General features: G+C 39.9%; 16 protein-coding genes. 9 read left to right on the top strand and 7 right to left on the bottom strand.

Features of this window, described 5'->3' with window-relative positions:
• Positions 1 to 2 precede the first annotated feature (2 nt).
• Entirely contained in the window at positions 3 to 848 is an 846-nt protein-coding gene (kdsA, locus tag MB14_RS08465) for a 3-deoxy-8-phosphooctulonate synthase (RefSeq protein ID WP_062591142.1), read from the bottom strand.
• Positions 841 to 1,425 carry a KdsC family phosphatase gene (locus tag MB14_RS08460; protein ID WP_062591141.1) on the bottom strand — a complete coding sequence of 195 codons (585 nt, stop codon included), beginning with the start codon at positions 1,423 to 1,425 and terminating at the stop codon, positions 841 to 843. Before MB14_RS08460 ends, kdsA begins: the two co-directional genes overlap by 8 nt.
• A 288-nt stretch (positions 1,426 to 1,713) precedes the next feature.
• Between MB14_RS08460 and MB14_RS08455 the strand changes: the two genes are divergently transcribed.
• The 3 genes from MB14_RS08455 to serA are packed head-to-tail and all read left to right on the top strand — an operon-like array spanning position 1,714 to position 6,402.
• A complete protein-coding gene (locus tag MB14_RS08455; RefSeq protein WP_062591140.1) occupies positions 1,714 to 4,140 on the top strand; it encodes a penicillin acylase family protein in 2,427 nt (808 codons plus the stop codon).
• On the top strand, positions 4,140 to 4,496 hold the full coding sequence (locus MB14_RS08450) for a hypothetical protein (RefSeq protein ID WP_062591139.1): 357 nt from the start codon (positions 4,140 to 4,142) through the stop codon (positions 4,494 to 4,496). The genes MB14_RS08455 and MB14_RS08450 overlap by 1 nt, the downstream gene beginning before the upstream one ends.
• Before the next feature lies 1 nt (position 4,497).
• Positions 4,498 to 6,402 carry a phosphoglycerate dehydrogenase gene (gene serA / locus MB14_RS08445; RefSeq protein ID WP_062591138.1) on the top strand — a complete coding sequence of 635 codons (1,905 nt, stop codon included), beginning with the start codon at positions 4,498 to 4,500 and terminating at the stop codon, positions 6,400 to 6,402.
• Positions 6,403 to 6,470: 68 nt separating this feature from the next.
• Here the strand turns inward: serA and MB14_RS08440 are convergent, their stop codons facing one another.
• On the bottom strand, positions 6,471 to 6,893 hold the full coding sequence (locus tag MB14_RS08440; RefSeq protein WP_062591137.1) for a hypothetical protein: 423 nt from the start codon (positions 6,891 to 6,893) through the stop codon (positions 6,471 to 6,473).
• Between the two features lie 170 nt (positions 6,894 to 7,063).
• Between MB14_RS08440 and MB14_RS08435 the strand changes: the two genes are divergently transcribed.
• From MB14_RS08435 to MB14_RS08415, 5 genes are all read left to right on the top strand, one after another.
• A complete protein-coding gene (locus MB14_RS08435; RefSeq protein ID WP_062591136.1) occupies positions 7,064 to 8,779 on the top strand; it encodes a phospho-sugar mutase in 1,716 nt (571 codons plus the stop codon).
• Positions 8,776 to 9,231, top strand: coding sequence for a DUF1572 family protein (locus MB14_RS08430; RefSeq protein WP_062591135.1), 456 nt, complete (start codon positions 8,776 to 8,778; stop codon positions 9,229 to 9,231). Before MB14_RS08435 ends, MB14_RS08430 begins: the two co-directional genes overlap by 4 nt.
• Entirely contained in the window at positions 9,228 to 10,244 is a 1,017-nt protein-coding gene (gene murB / locus MB14_RS08425; RefSeq protein WP_062591134.1) for a UDP-N-acetylmuramate dehydrogenase, read from the top strand. Before MB14_RS08430 ends, murB begins: the two co-directional genes overlap by 4 nt.
• A 54-nt stretch (positions 10,245 to 10,298) precedes the next feature.
• Positions 10,299 to 11,510, top strand: coding sequence for a TCR/Tet family MFS transporter (locus MB14_RS08420; protein WP_062591133.1), 1,212 nt, complete (start codon positions 10,299 to 10,301; stop codon positions 11,508 to 11,510).
• Between the two features lie 104 nt (positions 11,511 to 11,614).
• Entirely contained in the window at positions 11,615 to 12,523 is a 909-nt protein-coding gene (locus tag MB14_RS08415) for a dimethylarginine dimethylaminohydrolase family protein (RefSeq protein WP_062591132.1), read from the top strand.
• A gap of 82 nt (positions 12,524 to 12,605) precedes the next feature.
• On the opposite strand, the gene MB14_RS08410 is transcribed toward MB14_RS08415, so the two are convergent.
• The 3 genes from MB14_RS08410 to MB14_RS08400 all read right to left on the bottom strand — a co-directional run bounded on the left by MB14_RS08410 (position 12,606) and on the right by MB14_RS08400 (position 16,933).
• Positions 12,606 to 14,609, bottom strand: coding sequence for an OmpA family protein (locus MB14_RS08410; protein ID WP_062591131.1), 2,004 nt, complete (start codon positions 14,607 to 14,609; stop codon positions 12,606 to 12,608).
• A gap of 141 nt (positions 14,610 to 14,750) precedes the next feature.
• Entirely contained in the window at positions 14,751 to 15,755 is a 1,005-nt protein-coding gene (locus MB14_RS08405) for an ABC transporter ATP-binding protein (RefSeq protein ID WP_062591130.1), read from the bottom strand.
• Between the two features lie 32 nt (positions 15,756 to 15,787).
• Positions 15,788 to 16,933: a PQQ-dependent sugar dehydrogenase gene (locus MB14_RS08400; protein ID WP_084376011.1), complete on the bottom strand. Its 1,146-nt coding sequence runs from the start codon at positions 16,931 to 16,933 to the stop codon at positions 15,788 to 15,790.
• Positions 16,934 to 17,063: 130 nt separating this feature from the next.
• On the opposite strand from MB14_RS08400, the gene abc-f reads away from it, so the two are divergent.
• On the top strand, positions 17,064 to 18,980 hold the full coding sequence (gene abc-f / locus MB14_RS08395; RefSeq protein WP_062591129.1) for a ribosomal protection-like ABC-F family protein: 1,917 nt from the start codon (positions 17,064 to 17,066) through the stop codon (positions 18,978 to 18,980).
• On the opposite strand, the gene MB14_RS08390 is transcribed toward abc-f, so the two are convergent.
• Positions 18,977 to 19,366, bottom strand: coding sequence for a hypothetical protein (locus MB14_RS08390; protein ID WP_132644022.1), 390 nt, complete (start codon positions 19,364 to 19,366; stop codon positions 18,977 to 18,979). The two genes, abc-f and MB14_RS08390, sit on opposite strands and share 4 nt — an antisense overlap.

Below are 19,366 nucleotides of genomic sequence, written 5' to 3'. Positions count from 1 at the left end.
ATTTATAGAATGGTATTATTAAAACTGTTACCGTACTCAAAACCAGTTTTGAGCATTTCCATAAAGCCTTTCATTTTATCTAGAGGGATTAAATTCGGCCCATCACTCAAAGCTTTTGATGGATCAGGGTGGGTTTCTATAAAGAAGCCGTCTACACCTGTGGCTGCGGCAGCACGGGCTAAATAGGGAGCAAACTCTCTTTGACCACCCGATTTCCCATTCATTCCTCCAGGCTGTTGAACACTGTGGGTAACATCAAAAATAACGGGCGCAAATTGACGCATAACAGGTAGTGAACGCATATCGACTACAAGGTTATGATAGCCAAATGAAACGCCTCGTTCGGTAAGGCAAACCTTCTCATTACCAGTAGATTTCACCTTGTTCACAGCGTATTCCATATCTTCTGCAGCCATAAACTGGCCTCGCTTTATTTTGACGGTTTTACCTGTATTCCCAGCCGCTACCAATAGGTCGGTTTGTCTACACAGATAAGCCGGAATTTGCAACGCGTCCGCCACTTCACTCACAGGAGAAGCTTGATATGATTCGTGAATATCAGTCACAATTGGTACGTGGTAATTTGCTTTGATTCTTGCTAGTACGTCTAAAGCCCCTTCGAACCCTACTGATCTAAATGAATCAACAGAAGTTCTATTGGCCTTATCAAATGAAGCTTTGAATACGTACTGGATATCCAGTTCAGAACAAATTGCTATTAAGGTCTCCGCAATTTGTGCACAAATATCATAACTTTCAACTGCGCATGGCCCTGAGAACAACACCATCTTGCCATTCCCAACTTCTACATTATCACTTAAGCGAAAACCTTCTTCAAACTTATTCATTTCTTAACTGTCTTTCAATAATTAACTCATAAAAACCTTGAGACTCTAAAACCAAATCGGCCAGTTCTCGTAGTGCTCCTTCTCCTCCTTTGGCTTGAAGCACCAAATCAACGTGTTCTTTCACTTTGTAGTGCCCATCTGCTGGTGTGGCAGCTAACCCACACTGTGTCAGCACAGGAAGGTCGATAATATCATCCCCGATAAAGGCCACTTCATCTGCATTTAAGCCGAATTCCATCAAGATATCTTCAAACTTCTCCCCTTTTCTTTTCACCCCGTGGTAATGGAAATCAAATTTCAATTCGTTACAACGGTTACGCACCACTTGAGAATCGCGCCCAGTGATAACGCCTGTTAAGATTTCGTGAAGTTTTAGATGTTGGATAATTTGACCGTCTTTCACATTGAATTCCTTAGACTCCATGCCCTCATTATTGTAAATGATACGGCCATCGGTAAGTACGCCATCCACATCAAATATAATGGCTTTTATCTTTTTAGCTTTTTCGGCAATTTCGGTGGGTATTCTCACAGCTTTAGGTTTAGACAAATGTAGAAGGTTTTTTTTGCCTGACATAATGCTTCGATTTTGAATAAAGTCATAAAAACACTTTAAAACCATAGCACTACTCCTCTTCTGAATCCAACATTAACTACTAACCTGAACTCGACTTTAAATACAGCAAGAACCGTATAGTTAAAACCCTCCAAAAGTTCTTATTCATAATACAGATGAACTCATTTGTTTTTCAATGAGAATATAGCGCCAACTTTTGGAGGGTTGTTCAGCTATAATTAATTTATGGCTATTTTATTAATCGGGTTCAGGCTACTATATTTAAAGTCTACATCAATTCGCTACTTTATGAAGTCAGTTAAGTTTTTGGTCAGCCTACTTTTTACCCTTGGCATTTTTTACGGACTAAACACCAAGTTTGGAGATATCCCCCCGATGGGGAAATTCCTAAGCCCGAACCAAGGTTTCTGGAAAAACGAAGTCACTGAGTCTGATGTGGCAAAAGAAGTTTTAGAAATTCCTGGACTGAAAAGCCCTGTAACTGTGCATTATGATGAATCTCTGATTCCCCATGTATTTGCTCAAAATGATGAAGATTTGTACAGAGCTCAAGGTTACATCACGGCTCAACACCGACTGTGGCAACTTGAATTCCAGACCTTTGCTTCGGGCGGTAGACTTTCAGAAATAGTAGGCGAAGCGGCCATTGAATACGACCGAGGCCAACGCAGAAAAGGAATGGGCTTTGGAGCTGATAATGCTTTAAAGGAAATGATGAAGCATCCAGAGGAGGTGAAACTACTTGAAGCTTACCGAGACGGAATCAATGCATACATCGAAAGTTTAACTGTAGGAGAACTTCCAGTGGAATACAAAATACTCGATTATCAGCCCGAACCTTGGACGACCAAGAAAACTGCCCTTCTACTGATGTACATGACGGATATGTTGGCTGGGCGCGATGTTGATTTAGAAAACACCAATTTTGTCAAGCTCTTCGGAAAAGAAACCTTCGATCTGCTTTTCCCTGACTTTTATAAGGATCAAGACCCTGTAATTCCTCAAGAAAGAGATTGGAGTAGCTTTGAAGTTCAAAATATTGAAAAGCCCGATGTTGATTTTCCTAGTGATTTTATTAAAGAAACCATGGACAAACCCAACCCTCACAACGGAAGTAACAACTGGGCTATAGCGCCATCCAAATCTGTTTCTGGCAATCCAATTTTAGCCAATGACCCGCATTTACAACTCAACTTGCCTTCGATCTGGTATGTAATGCAATTGGCCACTCCTGAGAAAAACACCTTTGGAGCTACACTTCCTGGCGCGATGGGAATCATTATTGGTTTCAACCAAAACATAGCTTGGGGCGTAACCAACGCCACCCGTGATGTAAAAGATTGGTATAAAATTGAATTTCAGGACGAAAACAGAAAAGCTTATAAATATGATAACGAGTGGAAAGCCACTACTGAAGTAATAGAGGAAATTAAAGTAAAAGGCAAGCCTACAGTGTACGACACCGTAATTTACACCCACTATGGCCCTGTAACCTATGACCACACCCATAAAGGAAATGGAGAAAAAGTGGGTTACGCCATGAAATGGACGGGCCATTTGCCTAACAATAACCAACAGACTTTTCTGGATTTAAATAAGGCCAAGAACTACGATGAATATGCGGCAGCATTAAAACATTTTACTGCACCAGCGCAAAACTTTGTTTTCGCTTCACGCGAAGGAGATGTTGCCCTCTGGATTCAGGGAGAATTGGCCAATAAATGGCCAGAACAAGGCAAATTTCTAATGGATGGCGCTGATTCTAGATACGAATGGCAAGGATTTATTCCTCAAAACCAAAATGCTCATGTAAAAAACCCAGAGAGAGGTTTTGTAAGCTCCGCCAACCAACACCCCACAGATGAAAAGTATCCTTATTATGTATATGATGATGGTTATGAAACCTATCGTAACCGTGTGATCAACAACTTTTTCAGAAGTAAGGAGAAATTCGATATTCAAGATTTTAAAGACTTACAAGCCAATAACTTCAACTTAAAAGCAGCAGAGTTAATCCCAACTATGCTCGATAGCATGGACAGAAACTCGCTTACTGCTAATGAAGAACAAATGCTCTCTACAATAGAGGATTGGGATTTCAACAATAACATAGACGCTGAGGGCGCTTCGGTTTGGGAGAAATGGTGGGATAATTTATACCGAATAACTTGGGACGAACTGTATAACCTCGATGTCGCTATCAACCGCCCAAGCGATTACCAAACCATATGGTTACTAAAAAATCAGCCGAATCACCCTTGGTTTGACAGGAAGGAAACGCCAGAAATAGAAACTGCCAAAGACCTTTATTTTCAGTCGTTTAGAGATGCCGTGCAAGACCTAACCGTTTGGCAATCTAGAACAGGAAAGTCCCTAAAATGGGTGGATTATAAAGGTACTTTTGTTGGGCATTTGCTACAGGCGCAACCCGCCTTTTCAAGGTTTGATTTACCTATTGGAGGAAATTCAGGCATTGTAAATGCCACTAGCGAAAATCATGGCCCTTCTTGGAGAATGATTGTTGAATTAGGCAACGAGCCCAATGCCTTTGGAATTTACCCTGGAGGCCAATCAGGAAACCCGGGTAGCAAATTCTATGACAATATGATTGATCGTTGGGCAGCTGGAGAGTATATTCCTCTCTTGTTTATAAAGTCCGTTGACCAAACTTCAGACCGTATCATTTTTTCTCAAAACCTAAGCCCAGCCAAGTAATGAAAACGTTCATCAATATTATTCTAAATATAGTTATCGCCTTTCTTTTAGGTTTGTTTCTCCCTTGGTGGTCAGTGATGATCGCTAGCTTTGTTATGGGTGCCATTATAGGCCTAAAAAAGGCTTCGTCTTTCTTTGTTCCCTTCTTGGCAATCGCCTTACTTTGGGTCGTGAACGCATGGTTTCTGGCGCAACCCAACGATTTCACCATGACCAAGAAAATAGCGGTACTATTACCATTGGAAGGAAATACCTTTTTGCTATTTCTGATTACGGGAGTTGTCGGGGGAATTGCAGCAGGGGTGGCTGGTGTTTTTGGTAACCAATGCAAACAATTAATCTCAGGCAAAAAATAGAATGAAGGTCGAAGAGGAAGAAAAACAATATTTTGTAATTGATTTTGATAGTACTTTCACTCAAGTAGAAGCACTTGATATTTTAGGGGAAATTTCGCTTTCAAACCACCCCGAAAGGAATGCTCGATTACAGAAAATTAAAGACATTACCGACTTAGGAATGGCTGGGGAAATGTCATTACGTGAATCACTCATTGCTCGCATTCAGTTATTAAACGGCAATAAAGCACACCTTCCAGAGTTAATCTCCCGTCTATCGAAACTGGTATCAAAGTCTATTGAAAGAAATAGTGTTTTCTTTAACGAGCATCCTGAAAACACTTTTATTATTTCGAATGGCTTCAAAGAGTTTATAGTGCCTGTAGTAACCAAGTTTGGCATTAAAGCCGATCATGTTTTTGCCAACGATATGGTTTTTGATGAAGATGGCAACATTATCGACCTTAACCGCAACAATGTTCTTTCCATAAATGGAGGAAAAGTAAAGCAGATTGAAGCGTTAAAATTAAAAGGTCAAATCAATATGATTGGCGATGGTTACACCGATTACGAGGTGCGTAAAGCCGGAATGGCCAATAACTTTTATGCTTATACCGAAAATGTAGAACGCGAACCCGTAAAGAAACATGCCGATCACATTGCCCCAAGTTTTGACGAAATTTTATACCACAAGAAAATGAGCGGAGCCTTATCCTACCCCAAAAACCGAATCAAAATGCTTTTGTTGGAAAGCGTTCACCCCAATGCGCTGGCCAAATTAAAAGAAGAAGGCTTTAGTGTTGAAAGCTACCCTGCAGGTTTAGATGAAGATGAGCTTTGCGAGAAAATTAAAGGCATTCATGTTTTAGGCTTGAGGTCCAAAACACAAGTAACAGCCAAAGTAATTAGAGAAGCCGATAAATTGATGGCCATGGGTGCTTTTTGTATTGGCACCAACCAAATTGACACTGGGACAGCGCTAGAAGCTGGAATCCCTGTTTTCAATGCTCCTTTTAGCAATACACGCTCGGTAGTAGAATTGGCCATAGCCGAAATGATTAGCCTGATGCGTGGTATCTCTGACAAGAACAGAGATATGCACCAAGGCATTTGGTCTAAAACAGCTAAAAATAGCTTCGAAATTCGAGGAAAAAAATTGGGTATTATTGGTTACGGAAGTATTGGCGCACAACTTTCTGTTTTGGCCGAAAACCTTGGTATGGATGTTTATTACTACGATTTAGTTGAAAAGCTAGCGCTAGGTAACGCCACAAAGTGTGATACCATAGAAGAATTACTATCCATTGCAGATGTGGTCTCTTTGCACATTGATGGCCGACCAGAGAACGGAAACTTCTTTCTAAGAGAGCATTTTCAGATGATGAAGGATGGCGTTATTTTCTTGAACTTGGCCCGTGGCCCAGTGGTTGATATTCTTGCATTGAAAGAAGCCATTTTGAGTGGCAAAGTAATTGGCGCAGGAGTTGACGTTTTTCCAGAAGAACCTAAAAGCAACAACGATCCTTTTACTTCGGAACTCATGGGTTTACCCAACACCATTCTTACCCCACATATTGGCGGAAGCACTTTGGAAGCTCAAGAGAACATTGCTGATTTTGTGCCGCGTAAAATCATGGACTACATCAATACTGGAAATACAGAAAACAGTGTCAACTTTCCGAACATAACCTTACCTCCACTGAAAGATGCGCATAGACTTATTCACATCCATAAAAACAGGCCTGGAGTGTTGGCTAAAATCAATAATACTTTGGCCGAATTTGAAGCCAACATTGTAGGTCAGCACTTAAAAACCAACGAAACCATAGGTTACGTAATTACCGACATTAACAAACAGTATGGCAAAGAACTCAGCAAAGCCATGAAAAAGATTGAGCACACCATAAAATTCAGAATGCTCTATTAAACGGATGAACTACAAACTAAAAAAGTCTGGCTTGCCAGACTTTTTTAGTTCTATTTAAAAGAGACTAATTACTTAGCTCTCCAAGCTTCTTGTTTAGCATTTTCACCAACGGTTACCAATAAACGGGTTGGGCCTGGCACTAATACCAATTTCACTTCTTGGTTAGGGAAATCGTCTACCTCTACTGGCACTCCTTCACCAAATTCAACATCATATCCATATTTACCCTCTTTGTCACGTTGCAAACGGATATAGTTTTTTGCAAAATAGGCGATAGGCAGAAGCACATCATTATCAGGGCAAAATTCATCGTGCACTAAAGCAATGGCTTCTTCAAGTTCAGAACCGAACTCTTCAATAAACGCATCTTCTAGGTCGTGGAGCTCTTCCTCCAAGTCATCGTAGCGTTCATCACTATAATCCATGTCGTCCAACTCATTGATTTTCTCTGCAATGGCAGCAAAATCATCATTCAGTTTCTCTACATTCATATTCTAAATACTAGGCGTAGCACAAAGAATGCAAGTTCAATTAAAACATGCAAGGCATAACAGAAAAAGGTTTACTAGAGGTCAATTTCCTTTTTAAAAGCAAGTAGAAAACCTAACTTTACCCAACGTATTTCTTAGTACCATACTATTACATCTCACCTTAATTAATTATGACAACCAACATTCAAGACAAGGTAAATACTTGGTTAAATAGTAGCATTGACGAAGCCAGCAAAGCGGCCATTCGTTCGCTTTCTGCTGAAGAATTGAACGAAGCTTTTTATAAGGATCTAGAATTTGGCACAGGAGGTTTAAGGGGAATTATGGGAGTTGGTTCTAACAGAATCAACAAATACACTATTGGAATGGCTACTCAAGGTTTAGCCAATTACTTGATCAAAACCTTCCCGAATGAAGCTATAAAAGTAGCCATAGCGTACGATAGCCGTAATAACAGTCGATTCTTTGCAGAAACTACCGCTGCGGTTTTCTCAGCCAATGGCATCCACGTTTACCTTTTCGAGAGCCTTCGTCCAACGCCAGAGCTTTCATTTGCTATCAGAGAATTGGGTTGTAAAAGTGGCGTGGTACTCACAGCTTCGCATAACCCAAGAGAATACAATGGCTACAAAGCCTACTGGGACGATGGTGCGCAAGTAATTGCCCCTCAAGATAAAAACATTATAGCCGAAGTTGAGGCCATAGCTGGAATTGAAGCGGTTAAATTTGAAAAAGACGACAGTAAAATTGAATTAATTGGTAGCGAAATAGATGAGAAGTATCTCAATGCAATAGAGGAGTTAACCTTGGCACCAGAAGCCATCAAAAATCAGAAAGATCTCAAAATTGTGTTCTCCCCTATTCACGGAACTGGTATCACATTGGTGCCCGGAATATTAAAGCGAAAAGGCTTTGAAAACGTATTTGTAGTGGAAGAGCAAGCCGAGCCCAATGGCGATTTCCCTACCGTAGTTTACCCAAACCCTGAGGAAAGAGAAGCCATGACTTTGGCACTAAATAAAGCCAAGGAATTAGATGCCGACCTTGTAATGGCCACCGACCCCGATGCCGATCGTGTAGGGATGGCTGCTAAAAACGATGAAGGTGAGTTTGAATTACTGAACGGAAATCAAGCTGCTAGTCTTCTGATTTACTACTTGCTTAGAAAGTGGAAAGAGAATGGAAAAATCAATGGTAATCAGATGATTATTAAAACCATTGTAACCACTGATTTGCTCGCTCGAATTGCAGAAAAATTTGAGGTAGACTGCCCTGAAACGCTCACAGGCTTTAAATACATTGCCGCACTTATAAGACAAGAAGAAGGTAAAAAAGAGTTCATTGGCGGTGGCGAAGAAAGCTATGGCTACATGATTAGCGATTTTGTTCGTGACAAAGATGCTGTTGCTTCTTGTGCCATGCTTGCCGAAATGTGTGCTTGGGCCAAAGATCAAGGCATGTCTGTTTTCGACCTTCTAAAACAAGTATATGTTGAAAACGGATTCTACTTAGAAACACTGGTTTCAATGACCAAAAAAGGGATGAAGGGCGCAGACGAAATCAAGCAAATGATGGTGGATATGCGTGAAAAAACACCAACCACAATAGCAGGAAGCAAAGTAATTAAAACCATGGACTACCAAAGCTTGGTAGAAAAAGACCTTGTTTCCGGTTCTGAAAAAGTCATTGACCAACCAAAATCAAATGTGCTACAATTCTATTTAGAAGATGGTACTAAAATCTCGGCTAGACCTTCTGGTACCGAACCAAAAATTAAATTCTACATCAGCGTGAACACTCCCCTTGCCTCAGCCGTTGACTTTAACGAAACAAAGCAATTTTTAGAAACTAGAATCGAAACCCTAAAAGAAGCCCTAAATTTATGAGTATAGCAGCCCAATCCATTTCAGAATTAATCAATCGTGATTTAGATCGCCTTTCGAAAGAAGTAGAAGCTTATTCGAAAGAAGAAAATTTATGGATTACAGATGGAGAAATTACCAATACGGCAGGAAATTTAGTGCTTCATCTTTGCGGAAACTTACAGCATTTTATAGGAGCAGTTCTGGGGAAAACAGGATACGAAAGGAATAGAGATTTTGAGTTTGCAGGTAAAAATATAAGTCGTGCAGAGCTGCTTGGTTCAATTCAAGAAGCAAAAACTGCTGTAACCGACACACTCCAACGTTTGCCGGAATCGGTATTGAATTACCCCTACCCACAAAGGCTTTTTAATAATAAAGAAATGAGTACGCTGTTCTTCCTTATTCATCTTCAAGGCCATTTAAATTACCATTTAGGTCAAATCAATTACCATCGTAGGATTCTAGATAAATGATTAAACTAGAACAGAACGTTTCTCTCAAACCCTTCAACACCTTTGGGTTAGAAGCCAAAGCCAATCACTTTATTGCCTTCACTTCAATAAAAGAATTGCTCGATGCACTTAAAATGATAGAGTCTGACGAACCATTAATGGTTTTAGGGGGCGGTAGCAATATTTTACTCACTAAAGATTTTGAAGGCGTTGTACTCAAAAACGAGCTCAAAGGCATTGAGCTTATCGATGAAGACAGAAACCATGTTTGGATCAAAGCCATGGCTGGCGAAAACTGGCATCAATTTGTTTTACACTGTATTGAAAACAACTGGGCAGGCATAGAAAACCTTTCCCTAATTCCTGGAACAGTTGGTGCGGCACCTATGCAAAACATTGGGGCGTATGGAGTAGAAATTAAAGACGTTTTCCACTCCTTAGAAGCGGTTGAAATAGCATCAGGAAAATATCAAGAATTTACAGCCGAGGAATGTGAGTTTGGCTATCGCGAAAGCGTTTTCAAAACTTCCTTGAAAGGAAAATACATCATTACTTCCGTAGTATTCAGGTTAGATAAAACCCCAACCTTTAACACCTCTTACGGTGCTATTCAGGCTACTTTAGACGAAATGGGAGTAACCGATTTGAGCATTAAAGCCATTAGCGATGCAGTTATCAAAATCAGGCAAAGTAAGCTTCCCGACCCTGTAGAAATTGGAAATTCTGGCAGCTTCTTTAAAAACCCTACCATCGACAATATTGACTATGAAGGCCTTAGGGCTGAATTTCCAAGCATTCCTGGGTACAAACTACCTGAACAAAAAGTAAAAATACCAGCAGCGTGGCTCATTGAACAAGCAGGATGGAAAGGTAAAACCTTTGGTGAAATTGGTGTACACAAAAACCATCCCCTCGTTCTGGTGAATTACGGTAATGGAAAAGGAGAAGACATCAAGAAATTAGCTTTGGAAATAAAGGCTTCTGTTGCCGATAAATTTGGAATAGAAATTATCCCTGAAGTGAATATCATTTAATCCTTCTTCAACTCGTTTCAATTCCATAAATTCGACCCCTCAAATTTATCCAAGATGTCGAAACGTACGCCCGCCATGCCATTTATTTTGGCAACCATTCTGATTGACATTATTGGAATTGGAATTGTACTGCCCGTAGTGCCAACACTCATTTTAGAGCTGGGGGGCGAATCCATTAGCGAAACAGCCAAAATCGGAGGTTTACTCGCCTTATCCTACGCCTCTATGCAATTTGTGTTCTCCCCTATTTTGGGAGGATTAAGTGACAAGTATGGCAGGCGCCCGATTCTTCTTATTTCACTGTTTGCTTTAGGAATCGATTATTTTATTGCGGCCCTATCACCTACTTTGGCTTGGCTTTTTCTGGCAAGAATTGTAGCTGGCATTGGCGGAGCAAGCATTACAACGGCCATGGCCTATATTGCCGATGTAAGTCCACCTGAAAAACGTGCTCAAAATTTCGGTATGATTGGAGCAGCCTTTGGTGTTGGCTTTATCATTGGCCCGCTGACAGGAGGTTTACTTGGTGAAATTGGGCCAAGGGTGCCTTTTTTCGTAGCTGGTTGCTTAGCACTTCTCAATTGGCTGTATGGCTATTTCATTCTTCCAGAATCGTTAACTCCTGAAAATAGACGACCTTTTTCATGGAAGCGAGCCAACCCAATTGGCTCATTGGCACAACTGAGAAAGTACCCTGTCATTATGGGCTTAGTGTTGTCATTGGTCTTGATTTACATTGCTGCCCATGCCGTGCAAAGCAACTGGTCGTTTTTTGTGATTGAAGAATTTCAATGGTCAGAAGCCCAAATCGGATACTCTTTGGCATTTGTAGGGCTGATGGTAGCCTTAGTGCAAGGGTTACTTATTCGTGTGGCTGTGCCTAAGTTAGGACAGAAGCGCGCTGTTTACATTGGTATTACCTTTTATGCTTTGGGTTTATTACTCTTCGCATTCGCTAATCAATCATGGATGATGTATGCCTTTATGATTCCCTATGCTTTGGGCGGCTTGGCTGGGCCAACACTTCAAGCCATTATGTCGACACAAGTACCTGCCAATGAGCAAGGTGAATTACAAGGCGGTTTAACCAGCTTAATCAGCGTAACTTCCATTGTAGGCCCACCATTAATGACAGGCATTTTTGCCTACTTCACTACCGAAGGCAACTTTTACTTTGCGGGAGCCGCCTTTTTGCTTGGCGCAATTCTAACATTTCTAAGTGTAATTTTTGCTTACCGAACCCTACGCAAAACAAACTTGAGTTAGGTTGACCTTTAAAATTCATAACCAATACTGGTATTCCTAGGTTATATCTAGGGCATTAAATCATTAATTCCGATCTTAGAATTTTGTAACCAAAAGGCAGATTTATGAGTGAAGTTGAGTTCACTACTTCAGAAAAAGAAAGCACATACCTCCACCTAAATGTTAAAAATGAAACCGATAAGCTTGAAGCTGTGGTTTTAGGCATTGGCACTGATTTAGGGGAAGAATCGGAAATTAACCCAACCAGTAAACACCATAAGGAAGAAGGAACATATCCTACGGAAGAGGATATTCAACATGAAATTTCAACCTTCGAAAAGGTGCTTAAAGCTTTCGGAGTTGAGGTTTATCGCCCAAAAAACATTGAAGGCCTAGAGCAGGTTTTCACACGTGATATTGGGTTTGTAATAGACAACACCTATGTGGTAGCCAGCATGCAAGAAGAAGTTCGACAATTGGAACTTCCTGGGGTAAGGCATATCACCAATAAAATAAATCCACGAAACATTATTCACCCGCCAAAAAACGCCAATGTTGAAGGAGGTGACGTCATTCTATGGAACGATCATATTTTTGTAGGTATTAGTGCTCGCACCAATTGGGAAGGTTATGAATTCGTTAAAGCCTCTTTCCCTCATAAACAAGTACACGCTATTCCTTTAGTAGTTTCCGAAGATCGGAAGATTAACATTCTCCACTTGGATTGTACCTTTCAACCCATCGGAACAAAAGAGGCCATCATCTATGAAAATGGCTTTGCTGAGTACCCACAAATTATCTATGACCTTTTTAAAGAAGAGGATATGATTAAGGTAGATCAGGCTCAAATGAATAGAATGTTTCCTAATATTTTCTCGCTTTCACCAAAAGATATCGTGGTAGAAAGATCATTCAAGGCGCTGATTGCTGCTTTAAAAGAGCGCGGCTACACAGTTCATGAAGTAGACTATACTGAGAATTCAAAACTTAGCGGCCTGCTCAGGTGTTCTACAATGCCACTCAGACGTTCCTGAGATTCGAGTTTATTTCCATAAATGAAAAGAGGCGATCAAATTGATCGCCTCTTTTAGTTGTAGTAACCCAATATATGGTATGTTATTTTTCAATGAATGATAGCTCCACCCTACGGTTAAAGGCCCTACCTTCTATTGTATAGTTTGTTGCAATAGGTGTGTCTTCACTAAAGGTCTTCACCTCTAACTGACTTGGATTTACTCCTTTACTTATCAAGTAATTATATACCTCGGTGTATCGTCTGATACCAAGTGCTACGTTATACGGGTTCGTTCCGTATTCATCAGTATGGCCAGCTACCATAACCCTCAAGTCTCTGTTTTCTACCAATAGTGCCGCGGCTTCATTTAAGCGTTGGAAGAATTCTGATTTGATGTTATGCTTATCGAAATCGAAGAATACATTCGGAAGCTTAATTTTCTTTTCGGCTGGGACCGCAGCTATAATTTCTTTAGGCTCTTCTGCTGGAGGAGCAACTTCCTCTACCACTTCTTCTGTCACTTTAGGCTTTATTCCTTCAATCGATGGCGGATCAACAGGCAAGTTGGTAGGGTCAAGATCAAAACCATTGATCATTTTCACATAAATGGTTTCATCATTCTTTTCACAACCCACGTAGAAGTTTTGGTCTACATCAAACTGATCTCTAAAAAGCACACGAATGGTATGCTTCTTCTCATAAATAGTTTCTCCGTTTAACACTGCTCTTAAGTCGAAAGACCTTTCGATAGGCATTACCATTTTATAAACTCCGTATTCATCTGTAGTTGTTGAAATCGGCCCATCTTCGCCTTCCACCGTGATGGTAGCATTAGCCACTGGTGTTACTCCATCACACTCCAAAAATTTACCTTGGATCTGAGATTGGTTGAACATGATAATTCGATAGATATCCACTTGTCCGTAACCTTCTGGGCGACTAGAAGATAAATATGCAAAACCACCATACATTGTAAAGAAGGTATCGTCATTAGGCAAGTTTATAGGAGCTCCCATGTTTTCGGGCGCATTAAATTTACCTGTAGCACTGTCGTATTTAGTTGAGAAAATATCGTAGCCTCCCATTGAGTCGTGTCCTCTTGAAGAAAAATAAAACGTGCCATCTTCTGCCACAAAAGGAGCATCATCATTCACTGGAGTATTTAACTCAGTAATTGGTGCTGGCTTACCCCATTTTCCTTTTTCATCCTTATGCATAATGTATAAATCAAGGTTTTCAACCTCATGATTAATATCTGATGCATAAATCATTGAATTGCCATTATTATAAATAAAAGCGTGCGAATCCCATCGTTTTGAATTAATAGGTAATGCGTCTCTTTTACTCCAAGTACCATCTTTCTTCTTTTGCGAAATGAATAAATCTTCATCATAGAAAGTGATTAGGGTGCTGTCATTATTAAAAAGTTGAATTGGTGCTTCGTTAGCCGTTGTACTAGCGAACCCTTCCAATGGATTGTCCTTATCCCACTCATCAATATCATTCATATCAGCAGTAAGTACCTGCTCATATGCTTCACCATCATCCGCTACTTTGGCGGTTCCTTTTCTTCTTGCAGTGAAATAAATACCTCTTTGGTCGCCAGTTACCACCTGACTATATTCGTTTCCGTCAGTATTAATATTCGGCCCAAGGTTCTTAATAATAATGTCGCGTGGGTTGGGTAAATACTTTTTCGCATTTTGGATATTACTACTCACCAATAGATAGTCTGGTCGTAGAAAATCATCCAAATCCTGCATTCTAACTTTTTGAATCGTCTGCTCAGCTTCGTCTATCTGCTCATTTAACAAATATGCCTTAGCAAATTTCACCCAAAAATAAGGTGAATCCTGAGCAAAGGCCGTAGACTCATTAAAGAGACTAATGGCTTCTTCTAATCTATATCTTTCTGTGTGACATATAGCTGCCAAAAATTTCGCTTCATTGTTCTTGGCGTTCTTTTTAATAATGGGTTCAAGCATTCCCAATGCTACTTCCCAATCGCCCTCTTCCATAGCCGCATAGGCCTTATTGAGGTTTTGTGCTTGACTTACGGTAGTCAGACACAATAAAAGGAATGAAAAAATTATGGCACTCTTCATAATCTAAAGTCTAAAGTTAGTTGTGTACTAAAAAAGTAACAGTCAGTCGGAAGAATGGTGATTAGATTGAGGTAATGGCTGGTAAAACCATCGTGACGAAGTTATGAAGAAATATCTATAATTAAAAAGAACGATTAAACTCTAAATGACCATGAGATTGTGACGAGCTACATAAAACGATACGCTATCTTCAATTTTCAATTGATTTTTAGCAAACACATCAATCGAATGATTACCAACCTTCAATCTAATCAAGTACCCATTCCCCTTAAAAAAAGTACCTGAAACCAGCCCGTCAAGCGTTAAAGCACCAGCCTGGAATTCAGTTTCAAAACTCTCTGCACGAACAATAATCTGCTGCCCCTTTTCGATGTTCAATTTTTCATGAAAAATACTTGAAAACTCAGCTTCGCTAAAAATGTTGACGATTCCGAAAAACGCTGCAATTTCAACGCTTGTAGGCTTGTTGTAAATATTCAATGGAGAATCAAACTGTAGCAATTTACCGTCAGACATAAAGCCAATCTTATCTGAAAGCATTAGTGCATCTTGAGTATCATGCGTTACCATAATCAAGCTCAATTGTTGATTTCGGATAATTTCACTCACTTCAACAATAAGTTTACTCTTAACTATAGGATCTAGATTGCTAAATGGCTCATCCATTAAAAGAAGCTCAGGTTCTTCGGCAAGGGTCTTAGCCAAAGCCAGCCGCTGCTGCTGGCCACCAGATAGCTCTCGTGGTAATCTTTTTCTAAATTCTTGAAGATGACAAATCTCTAAGAGTTCTTCCACTCGATCATTTTGATAGTCTTTATCAAATAACAAAAGTGGATATTTAATATTTTCCTCCACGGTTCGATTTGGCATTAATCGCAAATCTTGAAACACCATTTTTATTCCTTCTTGGCCAGGAATAAGCTTATCTTCCGGCTTATCCAATTCCTTTCCTTGAAAATGAATGGTTCCGTTTTCTGGCGAAATCAATCCACCAATCATTTTCAATAAGGTAGACTTACCTGAACCACTGGCTCCCACAAAGGAAACGATCTCGCCCTTTTTCATTGAAAAAGCCAGATCGGAAACCGCTGGCTTTTCATTACCTAAATAGGTTTTTGATACTTTATTTACTTTAAGAAATTTCAATAGCTCCTTATTTACCTTTGGGTTCCAACAGGTTATTTCTCATAAGAAATACGATAAATCACACCAGCAACATCATCAGAAACTAGAATGGAGCCATCAGGCATTTCTAAAATATCTACAGGTTTTCCCCAACCCTTATTGGTTTTTTGATCTAACCAGCCAGAAGCGAAAATTTCACTACTAATTACCTTATCTCCTTCTACCTGAACAAAGCGCAATTGGTAACCAATATGCCCTGCATCTAGCGAGCGATTCCATGAGCCATGTTGAGCAACAATAATATTGTTTTTATACTTGGCTGGAAACATATCTCCTTGATAGAACCTTAAGCCTAATGGAGCAGAATGGGGTTCAAACTTATATTTTGGTTCAGTAAAGTTCGTTCTAGGAAATTTATCGCCAAAGTCTGGGTCTGGAATATCGCCTTGGTGCCAATAAGGAAACCCAAAATTCATTCCTTTTTCTGGAGCAAAATTAAGTTCACAAGCTGGAATATCATCTCCCATCATGTCTCTTCCGTTATCGGTAAACCACATTTTTTGAGTCTTTGGATCCCAAGCAAATCCTACACTATTTCTTACTCCAGTAGCATATATTTCCATGTTCGAACCATCAGGATTCATTCTGGTAATCGATGCATAAACTTCCTTATCGCTCTCGCAAACATTACAAGGCGCTCCTACTGGAACGTAAAGCTTACCATCAGGACCAAAGGCAATAAACTTCCACCCATGATGAGCATCTGTTGGATAATCTTCGAAAATCACCTCTTGCTTTGGGTCATCCAAATTATTCATGATATCAGGAAAACGGAGAACTCTGTTGACTTCGGCCACATATAAATCTCCGTTATGATAAGCCACACCGTTGGGCATATTCCAATCCTTGCCTGTTTTCGATGCCCATTTGTACGCCTTATCAGCTACCATGTCTCCATCAGTATCGGTAAGCGCATACACATTTTTTCTTCTTCTGTTTCCAACAAACACGGTTTTCCCATCAGGAGTACTACTCAATGAGCGTGCGTCTGTAATTCCTTCTGCATAAATAGAAATCTTAAAACCTTCAGGGAGTTTGATTTTCGACAAATCAATTTCGCTTTGCGCCCAAACATTGACGTTAGCGCCCATTAGCGTGAATAAACCAATTGAAAGTACTGTCAAGAATCGCTTTATCATAACCAATTTATTTAATGCCGAAAGGTAGACTATTAACCGCTAAGAGTTAAAAAAGATTTGACAAATGGATATCTACCAATAATACTTTTATAAACGTTTGAATTGGCTTTACAAACACTAATTTTGCGGCATGATTGCAATCAACAACTTATCGTACCTTATTGGAGGGCGAGCCCTTTACGAAAACGCCTCACTTCATATTAAGCCGAAGGATAAAATCGGTTTGATAGGCCTTAACGGAAAGGGTAAGTCAACACTATTGAGAATTATCGATGGGGAATTTCCTCCTACTTCTGGCGATGTAAGTAAAAGTAAAGATTGCAGCATTGGGTTCTTAAATCAAGACCTTCTCTCTTATCAGTCTGAAGAAAGTATTTTAGCCGTGGCCATGCAAGCCTTTGGCAAAGCGAATGAGCTTCAAGCTACCATAGAGCGTATTTTAAAGGAAATGGAAACCAACTATCACGATCAGTTGGTAGATGATTTGGCCAAAGCGCAAGACCAATTCGAAACGCTTGGTGGCTATTCTATGCAGTCGGATGCCGAGGCAATTCTGGAAGGAATTGGTTTTAGAACAGAAGACTTAAACCGTCCGTTGAAGGAGTTTTCGGGAGGATGGAGAATGAGGGTAATGCTGGCCAAGTTACTCCTTGAAAAGCCTTCGTTATTGATGCTCGATGAGCCTACTAACCACTTGGATTTACCTTCCATTCAATGGATAGAAAACTATTTAAAAACTTATGAAGGAGCGGTAATAGTGGTTTCTCACGACCGTTCCTTTATCGATAATGTTGCTACTTCAATTGTGGAAGTTGCTAACCAAAAACTGACGCAGTATAGCGGTAATTATTCCTTTTATATGAAGGAAAAACAAATGCGTGAAGAAATTCAAAAGAATGCATTTGAAAACCAACAACAGCAAATTAAGCAAACCGAACAGTTTATTGAACGCTTTCGATCTAAAGCTACAAAGGCTCGTCAGGTTCAATCTAGGGTGAAATCTTTGGAGCGAATGGATAAGATTGAAGACATTGTTGATGATTCAATGGTGATGAATTTCAAGTTTGGTTTCAAACAAAAGTCTGGGCGGTCCATTATTGAATTGGATAATATTTCGAAATCCTATGGCGACTTAACCATTCTTAAAAACACCACTGCCAAAATTGAGCGAGGTGATAAAATTGCATTGATTGGTGCCAACGGAAAGGGTAAATCAACTTTGCTCCGCGTGATTGCTGGTACAGAAAAAGTAACTGGCGAGAGAAAAGAAGGTTTTAATGTTTTGACTACATTTTATGCGCAGCATCAGTTAGAAGCGCTGAACGTTAACAACGAAATTCTTCAGGAGCTTTCTCAGGCAGGTAGTGAAAAATCGGAAATGGAGTTAAGGGCGATTCTTGGTTGCTTTTTATTCTCTAGTGACGATGTGTTTAAGAAAATTAAAGTACTCTCTGGGGGTGAAAAATCCAGAGTGGCTTTGGCTAAAACTTTGATTTCGGAAGCCAACTTCCTGATGATGGATGAGCCTACTAACCACTTGGATTTTTTATCGGTAAACATCCTTATCCAAGCCTTACAGCAGTATGAGGGCACTTTCCTAATCGTATCTCACGACAGGCACTTTATTTCACAAATCGCGAATAAGATTTGGTACATCGAAGACCATCAAATCAAAGAATACCCAGGCACCTATGATGAATATGTGTACTGGCAACAGAAAAAGGAAGCAGAACAAAAGCCGAAAGTTGCTGAAGTTAAAGTACAAAAGGAAAAACCTACACAGCAACAAAAACCGCCAAAAGATCCAAATCTACAGGAGTTGAAGAAGCTTCAAAACCAGCTTGGGAATGTAGAAAACGAGATAGAAAAGTTAGAGTCGAAAAAAGGAGCTTTAGAAGCTGAAATGGCTAAACCCGAGGTTTTTGGAGATTTTAATAAGCTGCAAGAAAAGCAATCGGAATACGATGCGTTGACTAAAAAACTAGAAACGGCTCAGAGCAGTTGGGAAGAAATTGCCGAAATGATTGATGCGATTGAGGTGAATTAATTTAGTTCTATCTTAATCTTCACTACCTTTTCAATAGTTAGGCCAGTGGTAGGGTATGGATTTACTTCAACTAAAGTGACCAAGTACTCTTCCACTTGCACATGGATGTATTCAACATCATTCAAATCAATATCATAAGTTTCGTTTCTAGTCCATCTGATTTTCACTGCCGATCTGCCTTCCCAAACACAATTTGTATTTTCTGGGCAACGTGAATCTTCAACCCCCACCAGTTCAAGCACCGAGCCATCAATTAATCTTTTAGGCTGATTTAACCTCAGAGAGAATTCACCGCCTTCAAACACCTCGTACTCCTCATCGCAGGAAAAAACCATGGATGAAATCAAGATTAAAAAAGTTGCTAAAATTCTCTTATCGATCATCAT

The organism is Roseivirga ehrenbergii (assembly GCF_001593005.1).
In the GTDB taxonomy this organism is placed as follows: Bacteria; Bacteroidota; Bacteroidia; order Cytophagales; family Cyclobacteriaceae; genus Roseivirga; species Roseivirga ehrenbergii.
This window is presented reverse-complemented; position numbering and strand designations above follow the sequence as displayed.

Bases quoted from the DNA above. Each gene is read 5' to 3' on its own strand.
- kdsA (WP_062591142.1), bottom strand. From the start codon at position 848: ATGAATAAGTTTGAAGAAGGTTTTCGCTTAAGTGATAATGTAGAAGTT.
- MB14_RS08460 (WP_062591141.1), bottom strand. From the start codon at position 1,425: ATGTCAGGCAAAAAAAACCTTCTACATTTGTCTAAACCTAAAGCTGTG.
- MB14_RS08455 (WP_062591140.1), top strand. From the start codon at position 1,714: ATGAAGTCAGTTAAGTTTTTGGTCAGCCTACTTTTTACCCTTGGCATT.
- MB14_RS08450 (WP_062591139.1), top strand. From the start codon at position 4,140: ATGAAAACGTTCATCAATATTATTCTAAATATAGTTATCGCCTTTCTT.
- serA (WP_062591138.1), top strand. From the start codon at position 4,498: ATGAAGGTCGAAGAGGAAGAAAAACAATATTTTGTAATTGATTTTGAT.
- MB14_RS08440 (WP_062591137.1), bottom strand. From the start codon at position 6,893: ATGAATGTAGAGAAACTGAATGATGATTTTGCTGCCATTGCAGAGAAA.
- MB14_RS08435 (WP_062591136.1), top strand. From the start codon at position 7,064: ATGACAACCAACATTCAAGACAAGGTAAATACTTGGTTAAATAGTAGC.
- MB14_RS08430 (WP_062591135.1), top strand. From the start codon at position 8,776: ATGAGTATAGCAGCCCAATCCATTTCAGAATTAATCAATCGTGATTTA.
- murB (WP_062591134.1), top strand. From the start codon at position 9,228: ATGATTAAACTAGAACAGAACGTTTCTCTCAAACCCTTCAACACCTTT.
- MB14_RS08420 (WP_062591133.1), top strand. From the start codon at position 10,299: ATGTCGAAACGTACGCCCGCCATGCCATTTATTTTGGCAACCATTCTG.
- MB14_RS08415 (WP_062591132.1), top strand. From the start codon at position 11,615: ATGAGTGAAGTTGAGTTCACTACTTCAGAAAAAGAAAGCACATACCTC.
- MB14_RS08410 (WP_062591131.1), bottom strand. From the start codon at position 14,609: ATGAAGAGTGCCATAATTTTTTCATTCCTTTTATTGTGTCTGACTACC.
- MB14_RS08400 (WP_084376011.1), bottom strand. From the start codon at position 16,933: ATGATAAAGCGATTCTTGACAGTACTTTCAATTGGTTTATTCACGCTA.
- abc-f (WP_062591129.1), top strand. From the start codon at position 17,064: ATGATTGCAATCAACAACTTATCGTACCTTATTGGAGGGCGAGCCCTT.
- MB14_RS08390 (WP_132644022.1), bottom strand. From the start codon at position 19,366: ATGATGATCGATAAGAGAATTTTAGCAACTTTTTTAATCTTGATTTCA.